The organism is Arthrobacter phoenicis (assembly GCF_047238215.1).
In the GTDB taxonomy this organism is placed as follows: domain Bacteria; phylum Actinomycetota; class Actinomycetes; order Actinomycetales; family Micrococcaceae; genus Arthrobacter.
Genome location: NZ_JBDFMK010000001.1, coordinates 2,569,173 through 2,582,646, shown reverse-complemented (window position 1 = coordinate 2,582,646; position 13,474 = coordinate 2,569,173). Strand labels below are relative to the sequence as shown.

Annotated in this window: 14 protein-coding genes; 12 read left to right on the top strand and 2 right to left on the bottom strand. The window is 67.8% G+C overall.

Features of this window, described 5'->3' with window-relative positions; genetic code table 11:
- The 11 genes from ABC337_RS12230 (at nucleotide 1) to ABC337_RS12180 (ending at nucleotide 9,732) form a co-directional block, all read left to right on the top strand.
- Nucleotides 1-945: a type II secretion system F family protein gene (locus ABC337_RS12230; RefSeq protein WP_412883738.1), complete on the top strand. Its 945-nt coding sequence runs from the start codon at nucleotides 1-3 to the stop codon at nucleotides 943-945.
- A gap of 13 nt (nucleotides 946-958) precedes the next feature.
- On the top strand, nucleotides 959-1,843 hold the full coding sequence (locus tag ABC337_RS12225) for a type II secretion system F family protein (RefSeq protein ID WP_412883739.1): 885 nt from the start codon (nucleotides 959-961) through the stop codon (nucleotides 1,841-1,843).
- A 253-nt stretch (nucleotides 1,844-2,096) separates the two neighbouring features.
- Nucleotides 2,097-2,324, top strand: a complete 228-nt coding sequence (locus ABC337_RS12220; RefSeq protein ID WP_412883740.1) for a Flp family type IVb pilin — start codon at nucleotides 2,097-2,099, stop codon at nucleotides 2,322-2,324.
- A gap of 100 nt (nucleotides 2,325-2,424) precedes the next feature.
- Nucleotides 2,425-2,799, top strand: coding sequence for a TadE/TadG family type IV pilus assembly protein (locus tag ABC337_RS12215; protein WP_412883741.1), 375 nt, complete (start codon nucleotides 2,425-2,427; stop codon nucleotides 2,797-2,799).
- Nucleotides 2,787-3,818 carry a pilus assembly protein TadG-related protein gene (locus tag ABC337_RS12210; RefSeq protein WP_412883742.1) on the top strand — a complete coding sequence of 344 codons (1,032 nt, stop codon included), beginning with the start codon at nucleotides 2,787-2,789 and terminating at the stop codon, nucleotides 3,816-3,818. Before ABC337_RS12215 ends, ABC337_RS12210 begins: the two co-directional genes overlap by 13 nt.
- 54 nt (nucleotides 3,819-3,872) lie before the next feature.
- On the top strand, nucleotides 3,873-4,634 hold the full coding sequence (cpaB, locus tag ABC337_RS12205; protein ID WP_412883743.1) for a Flp pilus assembly protein CpaB: 762 nt from the start codon (nucleotides 3,873-3,875) through the stop codon (nucleotides 4,632-4,634).
- A complete protein-coding gene (locus tag ABC337_RS12200) occupies nucleotides 4,631-5,821 on the top strand; it encodes a CpaE/TadZ family protein (protein ID WP_412883744.1) in 1,191 nt (396 codons plus the stop codon). The genes cpaB and ABC337_RS12200 overlap by 4 nt, the downstream gene beginning before the upstream one ends.
- Nucleotides 5,822-7,345: a TadA family conjugal transfer-associated ATPase gene (locus ABC337_RS12195; RefSeq protein ID WP_412883745.1), complete on the top strand. Its 1,524-nt coding sequence runs from the start codon at nucleotides 5,822-5,824 to the stop codon at nucleotides 7,343-7,345.
- 8 nt (nucleotides 7,346-7,353) lie between these two features.
- Nucleotides 7,354-8,286, top strand: a complete 933-nt coding sequence (locus tag ABC337_RS12190; RefSeq protein ID WP_412884938.1) for a type II secretion system F family protein — start codon at nucleotides 7,354-7,356, stop codon at nucleotides 8,284-8,286.
- A 7-nt stretch (nucleotides 8,287-8,293) separates the two neighbouring features.
- Nucleotides 8,294-9,175, top strand: coding sequence for a type II secretion system F family protein (locus ABC337_RS12185; protein WP_412883746.1), 882 nt, complete (start codon nucleotides 8,294-8,296; stop codon nucleotides 9,173-9,175).
- A 107-nt stretch (nucleotides 9,176-9,282) separates the two neighbouring features.
- A complete protein-coding gene (locus tag ABC337_RS12180) occupies nucleotides 9,283-9,732 on the top strand; it encodes an Hpt domain-containing protein (protein WP_412883747.1) in 450 nt (149 codons plus the stop codon).
- Here the strand turns inward: ABC337_RS12180 and ABC337_RS12175 are convergent.
- The gene (locus ABC337_RS12175) at nucleotides 9,729-10,706 is read right to left on the bottom strand and encodes an IS481 family transposase (RefSeq protein WP_412883383.1); all 978 of its coding nucleotides are present in this window, start codon (nucleotides 10,704-10,706) and stop codon (nucleotides 9,729-9,731) included. The two genes, ABC337_RS12180 and ABC337_RS12175, sit on opposite strands and share 4 nt — an antisense overlap.
- Before the next feature lie 105 nt (nucleotides 10,707-10,811).
- On the bottom strand, nucleotides 10,812-11,555 hold the full coding sequence (locus tag ABC337_RS12170; RefSeq protein WP_412883748.1) for a response regulator transcription factor: 744 nt from the start codon (nucleotides 11,553-11,555) through the stop codon (nucleotides 10,812-10,814).
- Between the two features lie 265 nt (nucleotides 11,556-11,820).
- Between ABC337_RS12170 and ABC337_RS12165 the strand changes: the two genes are divergently transcribed.
- On the top strand, nucleotides 11,821-13,470 hold the full coding sequence (locus ABC337_RS12165; RefSeq protein WP_412883749.1) for a sensor histidine kinase: 1,650 nt from the start codon (nucleotides 11,821-11,823) through the stop codon (nucleotides 13,468-13,470).
- Nucleotides 13,471-13,474: the final 4 nt, after the last annotated feature.

Sequence of the window (13,474 nt, the reverse complement as noted above, 5' to 3'; positions counted from 1 at the left end):
GTGGAACAGTCTCCTCTCATTTTTGTCGGCGGACTGCTCCTGGTCTACGCCGCCCTGGTGATCGTGGTCGCCGTCGTGTTCGCGTCCCGCACCGTCCCCCTGTCGCGGCGCCGTCCCGAGCTGCAAGCCCAGCACACCTCAGGCCTAACGAAGCTGACCGACACCGCCGTGACCGTCCTCAACCAGCAGCTCCGCGGCCGGGGGCCGGAACTGCTCAGCCGGAAACGGCTGGACAGTGCTGGTCTGAAGAAGCAGCCCGGAGACTACCTTCTGTTCGTCGGAGCTGCTGCTTTCGTGGCAGCAGTGATCGGTTTTCTTCTCGGTGGCCTGCTGCCGGCCTTCCTGCTGCTGGTGATGGCCCCCGTGGGACTGGCCGTCCTCCTGAACGTCCTCGTCTCCCGGCGCCGCAGGAAGTTCGACGAGCAGGTACCGGATGCGCTGCAGATGTTGGCCGGGGGCCTGCGCGCCGGGCACAGCCTGCTCCGGGCGGTGGACGCCGCCGCGGAGGAAAACGAGTCGCCGATGAAAGAGGAACTCAGCCGGGTGGTCAACGAGACCCGGATCGGCCGGGACCTCGGGGAATCACTCGCAGACGTGGCACAGCGGACCGCCAATGAGGACTTTGCATCCATCACCCGGGCCATCGAGATCCACCGCGAGGTAGGCGGTGACCTCGCGCAGGTCCTGGACAACGTCGGCGAGACCATCAGGGACCGTACCCGGCTCCGTGGCCAGGTGAAGGCACTGAGCGCGGAGGGGCGGATGTCCGCCATGGTCCTGATGGCGCTCCCGATCCTCATGTTCACCGGCCTGGTCATGTTCAACCCGACCTACTCCAGGACGTTCCTGACCACGGTCCCGGGATTCATGATGATCGCGGCCTCGGTGGTACTGCTCGCCGTCGGCGGTTTCTGGCTCAGCCGCCTCATCAAGCCGAAGTTCTGAGAGGGAGAAGACCATGAATCCCATCGCCTACGCCGCCATCCTGGCGATCATCGCCCCGGTGTCCGTCATGACCTGGTTTGCCGTCACCGGCGACCGCGCCGGCCTGCGGAACATCCAGGCCAACCTCGGGCGGCGGCCCGCGGCGGGCGGGTCCCCGCTGTCGGCCACGGGGCAGTTCGCCGCGGTATCCAGGAGGATCACCCCTGCCGGCTACACGGCCTGGTTGGACCGGCAGCTCGCCGGTGCGGGCCGTCCCAAGGACTGGCCCCTGGGACGGGTGCTGATGATGAAGCCCCTCCTCGCCTTGGGCGGCGCCCTCACGGGGGCCCTCCTCATCGCGGAGAACCCCACACCCGTCAACATCCTGCTGGCAGTCGCGGCCTCCGGGCTGGCGTATGCGGTCCCGGACATCCTGATCCGAAACCACGCACAGAAGCGGCGTGAACAGATCAAGCTTGAACTCCCGGACACGCTCGATCAGATGCTCATCTCGGTCCAGGCCGGCCTGGGCTTCGAGACGGCAATGGCGCGGGCCGGCCAGTCCGGCCGGGGTCCCCTGGCGGACGAACTGATCCGGACGTTGCAGGACATCCAGGTGGGCAGGTCACGGAAGGAGGCGTACCTGGCCATGGCCCAGCGCGTCGACGTCCCCGACCTTCGCAGCTTCGTCCGCGCCGTCGTCCAGGCCGACTCCTACGGCGTTGCCATTGCCAACGTGCTGAACGCCCAAGCCAAGGACATGCGGGTGAAGCGGCGCCAGCGAGCCGAGGAACACGCCATGAAGATGCCGGTCAAGATGCTCTTCCCGCTGATTTTCACCATCCTGCCGACACTCTTCATCGTGCTGCTGGGGCCGACGGTGATGAGCACGATTGCGGTGTTCGGCGGTTCCCGCTGACGACGGCGGAACGCCTCACCGGCGCCCGTAGACCGGACCCCCTCGGACCAGAGCCGAGGGGGTCCTCCTCTGTTGTGGCCGGCCGTAAGGAACATCCGGCGCAGTATCGGCGCAGGTAAAGAGCAGGAAAGGGACAGTTCGGCAAGCCTTGCCACAGGAAGTTGGAAAGTGGGGTTGAGGGCGTGTCGGTGGTTGCTAAGTTCCTCTCAGTGCTGGTGCAGGGCCAGCCGCCCACCTCGCTCAGGAGTCACCAATGCGTTCCTATCTCTCCACCATCGCAAGCCGCCTTCGCCGCGACCAGCGCGGCGCCACCGCCGTCGAATACGGCATCATGGTCTCGCTCATCGCCGTCGTCATCATCGTCGCCGTAACGCTACTCGGCGACAACTTGAAGGGGACGTTCAACTCAGTGGGTTGCCAAATTCAGGGCAAGACCTACTCCGCCACCGGTGGAACCGACGGCAAGGGCGGATGCGGATAGCAATACCTCTATCGCAGGTCAGGGTTGGGACAGGCTCCGGCTTTCCCAACCCTGACTGCGTTTCGCAACAGCCACACGAAGCACCAGGAGGGCGGTACCCATGTCCAAGACAAGCGAACGGGGTGCCGTTGCCGTGGAGTTCGCGTTGCTGGCACCGGTCCTGGTGATGCTGCTGTTGGGCATCATGGAATTCGGCCGTGCCTACAACGTCCAGGTGTCGCTTTCGAGTGCAGCCAGGGAAGGCGTGCGCGTGATGGCCATCAACAACAACCCCGCAGCCGCCCGCATCGCGGTCAAGAACGCAGCGCCCCAGTTGCAGCCGGCGATCACCGACGCGAACATCACCGTCAGTCCATCGCCTTGCACCTCGGGTGCGCAGGTCACGGTCACCATCAGCTATACCTTGTCCACCATGACCGGCATCGCCGGGCCTTTCCCCATGTCCGGCAAGGGGGTCATGCTATGCGGCGGCTAGCTTTCCCCGCATCCGATCCCGACGGCGAGCGCGGAGCAATCGCGGTCATCGTCGCGATCCTCATGGTGGCCCTACTGGGATTTGGAGCGATCGCCGTGGACGTCGGTATGCTCTATGCTGAACGCGCCCAACTGCGCAACGGGGCGGACGCGGGGGCCTTCGCCATCGCGCAGAAGTGCGCCAAAAACCTCAACGACCCGGACTGCTCGGCGACATCGTCCCTTCCGGGCAGCCTCGCCAACGGCAACGCCGGCGACGGGCTGAGCAACGTCCAGTCCGTCGCACTGGACAAGACCAATCGAACTGTCACCGTCAAGGCCGGCGCCCAGGAAGCGGGCAAGACGCCCAACAAAGTATCGCTATTCTTCGCGAAGGTTCTCGGATTCCAGGACACCACGGTCGCCGCCGCCGCGACGGTGCAGTGGGGGCGGCCGATCTCCGGACCCACCGCCTTTCCGATTGCCTTCTCCGTCTGCCAGGTCAACGCGCAGATCAACGCCGGGATGCAACTCCTGGTGAGCCACGGCAGCAAAGCTGAGACGTCCTGCAATTATGGACCGTCCGGGCAGGTCGTCCCCGGCGGTTTTGGCTGGCTGCAGCGCCTCACCGGAGGTTGCGCGGGAAACGTCAACGCCTCGGGCTGGGCCACCGGTGACCCCGGCAATAGCTATCCGAGTGTGTGTGACGCCCAGCTCACGTCGTGGGCGTCGGATCTCTCCGCGGGCAAGGATGTCACCGTCCTCCTGCCGATCTTCGACCAGGTCACAGGCACAGGCTCCAGCACCGCCTATCGGCTAATGTCGTTCGCCGCCTTCAAGATCCAAGGGTGGAGCTTCAACGGAAACACCTTTCCCACCACCTTTCGAAATAAACCCCCGGACGTGCCATCCAGCCTCTCGTGCACCGGCAGCTGTGTGGGCGTCATCGGCAGCTTTATCAGCTACGTGTCACTGGACAATGCGTACACCCTGGGCACCCCGCCGGACTTCGGCGCCGGCGTCATCAAACTCACGAACTGAAGAGCTTCCCCCTTCCCGTAGAACCGCAGGAGCAGTTTTTTGAAGTCACGCTTATTGGCAGGCGTAGCGGCCGTCGTCCTCGCTATCGTCGGCGCCATTCTCGTCGTCAGTTACGCCCAGGGTGCGGACAGCCGTGCCGTCAAGGACCTTGACCCCGTCAGCGTCCTGGTAGTCCAGAAGGCCATCCCCGCGGGCACCCCGACGGCGGGCCTGCAGGCCTTCCTCACCACCCAGGAGCTCCCCGGCACAGCTGTTTCCAAGTCGGCCTTGAAGAACCTGGACGGCCAGGGCGGCAAAGTCACGTCCGTGGAGTTGCTGCCGGGCGAGCAATTGGTGGCCGAACGGCTGATCCAGCCCGAGGAACTGAAGGCCAGCGGCGCCGTCGAGATCCCCAAGGGCCTCCAGGAAGTCTCCTTCCAGCTCGAACCCCAGCGCGTCGTTGGTGGCCGCATAGCCGCGGGCGATCACGTCGGTGTTTTCATCAACCTGAAGAATGGAGGCCTGGACGCCAAACCGGAGAAGGAAACCACCCAGCTGAGCATTCACAAGGTGCTGGTGACCTCCGTGCAGCGGGCGCCAACGGCCACGCCGAGCCCGGCGCCGTCAGCCAACGGCTCAACTGGCCCTGCACAAGACACCTCACTTCCCACCGGTTCCTTCCTCATCACCGTCGCCGTAAACGAGCCAGATGCGACCAAGATCGTCTATGCCTCCAACTTCGGAGAGGTCGCCAGCATCTGGCTCAGTAAGGAACCCTTGGACGCCACAGAAGCCCCCCGCCCCGGAATCATGACCCGCCCGGAGGTATACAAGTGAGCCGCTTCGTCCTCATCTCCCCCAACACCGACTTCGACGCCCGGCTCAGGCGGGCAGTGGGCGGCGGGCTGGCGGGCGGCGTCCAGACCTTCGCCGCCGTCGACCCCGCCAACCCGGGCGAACTCTTCGCCAAGCTGGACCAGGAACGCCCCGAAGTGCTGATCATCGGACCGGACGTCCCCGCCGAGGACGCGCTCCGCCTGGCGACGGTCTTCGACGTGCAGCTGCCCGAACTCAGCGTGATCCTGGTCGGGGAGACGGACCCCGACGTCGTCCTGCTCGCCATGCGTGCCGGCATCCGGGACGTCCTCAGCCCTGCCTCGGACCCGGCGCAGATCCGTGTGCTGCTGGAGCGGGCATGCCAGTCCTATGCCAGCCGCAACCGCACCGCCGCGGTCCAGAACCCTGACGCCCCTCGCGGCCTGGTGATCGGGGTCTTTTCCCCCAAGGGCGGCGTCGGGAAAACGACCATCGCCACGAACATCGCCATCGGCCTGGGCAAGGTCGCGCCGATGAGCGTCGTCGTGGTGGACCTGGACCTGCAGTTCGGCGACATCGCCTCCGGGCTCTACCTCAACCCCGAACACACCGTCACGGACGCCGTCTCCGCCTCCGCCAGCCAGGATTCCCTGGTCCTCAAGGCGTTCCTCACCGTGCATCCCAGCAGCATTTACGCGCTGTGTGCGCCGCGAACCCCGGTGGAGGCGGACAGCATCACCCCGCAGCAGGTCAGCCGCCTCATCGCCCAGCTTGCCGAGCAGTTCCAGTACGTCGTCATCGACACGGCGCCCGGGCTGCCGGAGGTGGGGCTGGCCGCGCTGGAGCAGTGCACCGACGTGGTCTGGGTCAGCGCCATGGACGTCCCCAGCATCCGCGGCCTCCGGTCCGGCCTCGACATCCTCCGCCGGCTGGACCTGCTGCCCGAGACCCGGCACGTCGTGCTGAACATGGCCGATGCCAAGTCCGGCCTCAGCGTCCAGGACGTGGAAGCCACCATCGGCGCCCCGGTGGACGTGAGCATCCCCCGTTCCAAGGCCGTGGCCTACTCCACCAACCGCGGCATCCCTGTCCTTCAGGATGGGCGGCGGGACCCTGCCGTGAAGGGGTTGCGGCAACTCGTGGCCCGGTTCGATCCGGCCTGGCGGGCCAAGGCCCAGAAGAAGCTGCACCGAAGGGTGGTCGTCTAAATGAAACTTTCCGAACGCCTGTCCGCGGCAGAGGGTGGGCACGGCCCGGCAACCCCGCAGCCGGCTCCGCCGGCGCCGCACCCGTCCCCCATCCCGGGCGGTCCCCTCCCAACCGAAATCGGTGCACAGGCCGTCCCGGCGCAAGCCCCCGCCCCGCAGGGTCCATCACGCCTGGCCGCGGCGCCGTCGCACGCCCTCGGCGAGCACCACGACGGCGGCCGCGGCGCCCAGCCGGTGGACGCCTTCGCCGCACTCAAGGAACGCGCCGCCACCGCCCTGTTCGAACGGATGGGGACGCGCTTCAATGACTCCGCCCTGAAGGAAGACGAGCTGCGGGCTACCGCCCGGGACGAACTGATCCGCATCGTCGACGCCGAACAGGTTCCGCTCTCCGCCGAGGAACGCGGCCGGCTGGTCCGCGACGTCGCCGACGACGTCCTCGGCTACGGACCGCTCCAACGGCTCCTGGACGACCCGGCCGTCACCGAAATCATGGTCAACCGGATGGACCAGATCTACGTGGAACGCAAGGGCCAGCTCACGCTCACCGACTCCCGCTTCAGCTCCGAGGAGCACCTGCGCAAGGTGATCGAGCGGATCGTTTCCAAGGTGGGCCGCCGCATCGACGAGTCCTCGCCCCTGGTGGACGCCCGACTCGAGGACGGCTCCCGCGTCAACGCCGTCATCCCGCCGCTGGCCGTCGGCGGGTCCTCGCTTACCATCCGTAAATTCAGCAAGATCCCCCTGACGGTGCAGAACCTGATCGAGTTCGGCACGCTCACCCCGGAGATGGCAGAGCTGCTCAACGCCTGCGTCCGGGCCAAGCTGAACATCATCGTCTCCGGCGGCACCGGTACCGGCAAGACCACCCTGCTCAACGTCCTGTCCTCCTTTCTGCCCCACGACGAGCGGATCGTCACCATCGAGGACGCCGTGGAACTGCAGATCCAGCAGGAACACGTGGTGCGGCTGGAGAGCCGTCCCCCGAACACCGAGGGCAAGGGCGAGGTCACTATCCGCGACCTGCTCCGCAACTCCCTGCGTATGCGGCCGGACCGGATCGTCGTCGGCGAGGTCCGCGGCGGCGAATCCCTGGACATGCTCCAGGCCATGAACACCGGCCACGACGGATCGCTGTCCACCGTCCACTCCAACTCCCCCAGGGACGCCGTCGCCCGCCTGGAGACGCTGGTCCTGATGGCCGGGATGGACCTGCCCCTGCGCGCCATCCGGGAACAGATCGCCTCCGCGGTGAACCTGATAGTGCAGATCTCCAGGCTCCGGGACGGCTCCCGGCGCATCACCCACGTCACCGAGGTCCAGGGCATGGAAGGGGACATCGTCACCCTCCAGGACGCCTTCGTCTTCGACTACTCCGCCGGTGTCGACAGCAGCGGACGCTTCCTGGGCAAACCGGCGGCCACCGGCATCCGCCCCCGCTTCATCGACCGCTTCGAGGACCTCGGCATCTTTGTCTCCCCGAGCGTGTTCGCGACGCCGCTGGCCCCCGCCGGGCGGGGGTGACCCTGACTGTGATTCTGTACGCCGGCGTCGCCCTCTTGGTCGCCGCCATCCTGCTCCTCGCCGTCGCCGTCGTGGCCCCCGGCGCGTCCCGGGTACCCCTTGACCGACGGCGGCCGGTACAGGCCGCCGCGGAGTCCTCCCTCAGCCGCTTCGCCGGCTCCGCCGCAGGCCTGGCCGAGGGTTTCTTCGCCCGCCGCAAGATCCGGCTCTTCAACCGGGAAGCCCTCGAGCAGGCCGGTCTCCGCCTGGGACAGGGGGACTTCTACGTGCTGCTGCTCTCCGGCGCACTCGTCGGAGCCCTGGCCGGCCTCCTGGTGGGCGGCCCCCTCCTGGCGGTACTCCTGGTCCTCCTCGCTCCGGTGGCGGGATATCTGGTCCTCACCTTCCTCGCCGGCCGCCGCCGCTCCCGGTTCGATGACCAGCTCGGTGACACCCTGCAGCTGCTCTCCGGCGGCCTGCGCGCCGGGCACAGCATCCTGCGGGCCATCGACGCGGCCGGCAACGAATCGCAGAGCCCCACCGCCGAAGAGATGCGCCGGATCATCACGGAAACCTCGCTGGGCCGTGACCTGCTCGACTCCCTGACCGACACCGCGGACCGGATGCAGAACGAGGACTTCGTCTGGATCGCCCAGGCCATCCAGATCAACCGCGAGGTCGGCGGCAACCTGGCCGAAGTCCTGGACCAGGTCAACGAGACCATCCGCGAGCGCAGCGAGATCAAGGGCCACATCAAGTCCCTCGCCGCCGAAGGCAAATTCTCCGCCTACATCCTGATGGCCATGCCCGTGGGCATCGTACTCATGCTGATGCTGGTCAACCCCGGCTACATGAACGTCATGTTCACCAACCCGCTGGGCTGGGGCATGATCGTCGCCTCCATCATCCTGATGACCATCGGCGGTCTGTGGATGCGCAAGATAATCGACCTGAAGTTCTGAGGCCGCCGTGAACCCCATCCTCCTCGCCGGGCTCCTGCTGATCTGCCTGCCGCTGTCCTACCTTTCCTGGTCCGTGCTCTCGGTGGACCGGAAATCCCAGCGCGCCATCCGCCAGATGCTCGCCCTCGGCACCGCACCCGTAGAGGCCACCGAGACGCGCAAGCGTGACGTGCTGGAGCGGCTGGGACGCCGCCTCACTCCCCCGGCCTACGTCCGCAAACTCGACCACCTGTTGGCCCTCGCCGGCCGGCCGGCGTCGCTGCCCCTGGGCCGGGTGCTGGCCGCGAAGCCGCTGCTCGGCGCCGTCGGTGCCCTGCTGGGGCTGTGGTTCACCAGCACCCCCGCGCCCATGCTCAAGCTCGTGGGGCTCTTCGTGATATTGCTGGGCTACTTCATCCCCGACCTGCTGCTGTACAGCAAGGGCCAGGAACGCCAGAAGGCCATGCAGCTGGAGCTGCCGAACACCCTGGACCAGATGCTCATCTCGGTGGAGGCGGGCCTGGGCTTCGAGGGCGCCATGGCCCGGGCCGGCGAAAACGGCAAGGGCCCCCTCGCGGAGGAACTGGTCCGCACCCTGCAGGACATGCAGGTGGGACGAAGCCGCCGCGAGTCGTACCAGGCCCTCTCCGAACGCACCAGCATCCCCGAACTCCGCAGCTTCGTCCAGGCCGTCGTGCAGGCGGACACCTACGGCATCGCGATCAGCCGGGTGCTCCGGATCCAGGCGAAGGTGATGCGCGTCAAGCGCCGGCAACGGGCCGAGGAGAAAGCCATGAAACTGCCCGTGACCATCCTGTTCCCCCTCCTGTTCTTCATCTTTCCGGTGCTGTTCATCGCCATCCTGGGCCCCGCTGTCATCAACGCAATCAACACCTTCAGCGGCCACTGACCCCGCCTGTGGCGGGTGCCTTCGGGCCCGACAAGGTTCCCCGCAGGGTTTGCGCAGGATCATCGGGCGCCCGGACGGCCACCGGGCCAAGCGGGTACCGTAGTGCCATGTCTCTTTCAGCTGCCAGCCCCGAAAACCCGGCGTCGGGGGCCGCGACCACAGCCGTCACTCCCGACGACGGCGCGCGGCCGGGGCCCGCGGCGGCACCCCTGATGGACCCGGGCGCCCTCCAGGACCTGGGCGAACAGCTCAACAGTGCGACGGTCGCGCGGGGCTTTGCCCGCGATTACGCCCTGATGTGGGAGCAGCGCTACGACTCCCTTGCTGTTTCCCTGGAGCGCCGGGACGCGACGGCGGCCCTCGACGCCGTGCTGAGCGTGAAGACCTCGTCCTCGATGGTCGGCGGCCTGCGCCTGGCAGCCCTGGCCACGGAGCTGGAAGTCCTGGTCCGGGAGGGCCTGCTGGCGGAGGCCGAGGCCAGGCTCGGCGAGGTCGCCACCCGGGGCCGGGAAACCGTCCAGGAATTGCAGTTCAGCTACATCCTGATGGAGTGCTAGGTGTAGTTCCCACGGAGGTTGTGAACGCGGCTGATGGGGGTTTTGCCTCCGATGCCGGTATGGGGTCTGTGGTGATTGTAGTGGTGGAGCCAGTCTGGGTAGGTGGCTGCCCGTTCGGTTTCTGATGTGTAGGGCCGGGCGTATGCCCATTCCGTGGCGAGGGTCCGGTTGAAGCGTTCTACCTTGCCGTTGGTTTGGGGCCGGTAGGGGCGGGTCCGGCGTTGCTTGATGTGCGGGCCCAGTGCGGCGGCGAAGGCTCTGGAACGGTAGCAGGCCCCGTTATCGGTGAGCACGGCTTTGACGGCAATTCCGTGGGCTGCGAAGAACGCGGTCGCGCGGAGCCAGAACGCTGCGGCGGTTTCCTTCTTTTCGTCGGTGAGGATTTCTGAGTATGCGAGCCGCGAGTGGTCATCCACGGCGTGGTGCAGGTAGGCGTAGCCGGTCCCTGCGCGGCGGTTCCTGCGGCCCAGCGCCCGGCCCAGGGTGCGGTGCCCGCCGCCTTGTGGGATGCGCCCAAGTTTCTTGATGTCCACGTGGATCAGGTCCCCGGGATGGTCGTGTTCGTAGCGTCGTGGCGCAGGCTTGCGCACGGGCAGGCCGGTGCTTTGGTCAAGGCAGGCCAGTCGGGGCATCTGGTACCGGGCCAGGACCTTGCCTACCGTCGAGCGGGCAAGGTGTAGGTGGGCCGCGATCCGGTGGGGTCCCCAGCGGCGGGTGAAGCGCAGCGCCAGGATCCGCCGCTCAGTGCGGGTGTTGGTGCGGTTCGGGCTCCGGTGAGGTCGCGATGACATGTCAGCCATGCCGTCCTCGCCGCAGGCCCGGTACCGGTCCACCCATTTCTTGGCCGTGGCCGGCGAGCACTGGAACCGTTCTGCGGCGCGGCGCAGAGTCCAGTCCTGCTCGATGACCAGCCGTGCGAGCTTTCCCCTGGCCCTGGGTGTCAGGTCTGCGTTGGCATGGGTAACGTAGGACACGAGAGCCTCCTGGCGTCGAGATGAGTGTGGTAACCCAAATCGATACCGGAGGCTCTCGCTCTTTACATCAAGCCACGCTGTTCACAACCTCCGTGTGAACTACAGCTAGGGCTGCGCAGGCGCGAGCCGGTAGCCCACACCGCGGACCGTCTGCAGCCAGCGGGGCTGCACGGCATCCTCGCCCAGTTTCCGGCGCAGGTTGCCGATGTGAACCTCTACGGCGCGCTCATCGGAGTCGCTGATGTACGCGTCGGCCCGGTAGTACTCCCCCCGGACCACGCGGACCAGGTCCGTCTTGGACCGGACCGCGCCAGCGCCCTTGAGGAGCGCATGGAGCAGGTCGAATTCGCTGCGGGTCAGCGACAGCGGCTCGCCGTCGACCGTCACGGAGCGCATCTCCGGATTCAGCGACAGCCCGTTGTGGCGCAGCACGTTGTCCGGCGCCGGTGGAGGCGCGGCCACGGCGCCGCCGGTGTCCCGGCGTGGGCGGCGCATCATGGCCGCCACGCGGGCGCGGAGTTCGCGCGGCCGGAAGGGCTTGGTGAGGAAATCGTCCGCACCTGTGTGGAGGGCGGTCAGTGTGTCGAGTTCGTCGGTGCGGGCCGTGAGCATGACGACATATGCGTCGCTGAACTGGCGGATCCGACGCAGGACCTCAAAGCCGTCAATGTCCGGCAGTCCCACATCCAGGGTGACCACCTGGGCATCCTCGCGGCGGACGACGTCCACGCCTTCGCGGCCCTCGGATGCGGAATGCACCTCGAAGCCCGCCTGCCGCAGCACAGCCTCGACGAGGTTCCGCACATCGGCGTCGTCTTCCACGACCACGGCCACGCCCAGGTCTGTCATGCCACCCTCACATCCGCTGCAGTTCCGCTTCCACCGCCGCCACCGGCCCGGGGCACCACCGCCAGGCGGGGCACCGCCGCGCCAAAGACCCGCAGCACGTCCTGCCACCATACCCAGCCGGGGACCGAATCCCGGGCTCCGGCACATTTTTGTTCAGCAATCTTCGTATGTTTTATGTCAATTTATTTTGACACGACTGTAAACTCAAGCTTCGTGAGAGGAGCGTTGGTCTTTGGGTGAGTGGCGGCTGGTTCATGACGTGCGGGTGCCCCGCCGCCCGACCACCCTGCACACCCGGCTTCGCGTCCTGACCTCCCAGCTTCCCCTCACCCTGCTGCTGACCGCTGGCCTCGCCGCGGCCCCCTCGGCTTGGGACCTGCACCTCTACAGCGGCTGGGGCCAGGCCGCCGTCGCCGCCCACGCCGCCCTCTTCCTTGCCTGCCTGGTGGTCCCGTGGGAGCGCCTCCCGCCCCTGGCAACGCTGTGGATTCCGGTGCTCGATCTCGCCGCCATCGGCCTGAGCCGGGTCGCCGCGGCCGAGGAGTTGCCGGGCCTCGGGGTGCTGTCCGTCCTGCCGGTGGTCTGGCTCGCCTCCTCCCGGCTCTCCCCCGCCGTCACCGCCGCCCTGAGCTTCTTCGGCCCGCTCCTGGCCGGACTCCCATGGTTCTTCGATGCCGGCCCCGACGACAGCCCCGGCCGGATCGCCACCGTCGCCCTGCTGTCACTGACCACCCTGGCCGTGGCGGTGGCCATGGAATTCGTCAAGGGACAGCTGGCCCGCCAGCAGCGCCGCGTGGACTCGAAGGAGGCGCAGCTGCAGGCACTGCTGGCCGAGAGCCGCGAGCGGGAGCGGCTGCTGAACACCATCCTGGACACCGTGGACGTGGGGATCGTCGCCGTCGACGCCGAGGGGCGACGGCTGCTCACCAACAGCTGGCAGAGCCGCCTCGAGGCGGGCGCCGCGCCGCACGGGGCCAGCACCGCCGTGCACCGCGGCTGGGAGGACCACCTGCTGCTGACCGGGCCGGACCAACGGACCCCGCTCCAGCCCGAACGGCGGCCCATCCGGCGTGCCATGGCGGGGGAATCCTTTGCCGACCACCTGGTCTGCTTCGGCGGCGCCCCCGGCGGCCGGGTGGTCTCCACCGGCGCCCGGCCGCTGCGCGACGACGACGGCGGCTTTGGCGGCGCCGTCGTGGTCTACAACGAGGTCACGGGTCTAGTGAACGCCCTGGCCGCCAAGGACGACGTCGTCGCCACCGTGTCGCACGAATTCCGGACGCCCCTGACCTCCATCATCGGCAACCTGGACCTTGTCCTCGGCGAGGAGCTGCCGCCGTCCGTGCTGCGCCGCATTGAGGTGGCCCAGCGCAACGCCGAGCGGCTGCTGGCCCTGGTCTCCGACCTGCTGGTTACCGCCAGCGCGGCCGTCCAGCTGCAGCCCCGCCGCACCGACCTCGCCGGGCTGGTGGAGGCCAGCATCGGCTCCGCCCAGGCCCACGCGCAAGCGGCCCGGGTGTCCCTGTCGATGGAGGCCCGGGAGCCGATGTGGGCGAACGTCGATCCGCTGCGCATCAGCCAGGCCCTCGACAACCTGGTCTCCAACGCCATCAAGTACTCGCCCGACGGCGGGTCCGTGACGGTCTCCGGCTGCGCCGCGGAAGGCCGCGTGGTCCTCCAGGTGCGGGATACCGGGATCGGGATGACCGCCGCCGACGCCGACAGGGTGTTCACCCGCTTCTTCCGCAGCCCGGCGGTGCGCGACGGCGCCATCCCCGGGGCGGGGCTGGGATTGTCCATCACCAAGGCGATCGTGGAGGGACACGGCGGGTCCATCACCTGCCGCACCCGCCCGGGTCACGGCAGCACCTTTACCGTCGAGTTGCCCGCCGACGGGCCGCCGCGCTCCTTCTAGCCGC

Bases quoted from the DNA above. Each gene is read 5' to 3' on its own strand.
- ABC337_RS12195 (WP_412883745.1), top strand. From the start codon at position 5,822: ATGAAACTTTCCGAACGCCTGTCCGCGGCAGAGGGTGGGCACGGCCCG.
- ABC337_RS12220 (WP_412883740.1), top strand. From the start codon at position 2,097: ATGCGTTCCTATCTCTCCACCATCGCAAGCCGCCTTCGCCGCGACCAG.
- ABC337_RS12210 (WP_412883742.1), top strand. From the start codon at position 2,787: ATGCGGCGGCTAGCTTTCCCCGCATCCGATCCCGACGGCGAGCGCGGA.
- ABC337_RS12170 (WP_412883748.1), bottom strand. From the start codon at position 11,555: ATGACAGACCTGGGCGTGGCCGTGGTCGTGGAAGACGACGCCGATGTG.
- ABC337_RS12225 (WP_412883739.1), top strand. From the start codon at position 959: ATGAATCCCATCGCCTACGCCGCCATCCTGGCGATCATCGCCCCGGTG.
- ABC337_RS12180 (WP_412883747.1), top strand. From the start codon at position 9,283: ATGTCTCTTTCAGCTGCCAGCCCCGAAAACCCGGCGTCGGGGGCCGCG.
- ABC337_RS12215 (WP_412883741.1), top strand. From the start codon at position 2,425: ATGTCCAAGACAAGCGAACGGGGTGCCGTTGCCGTGGAGTTCGCGTTG.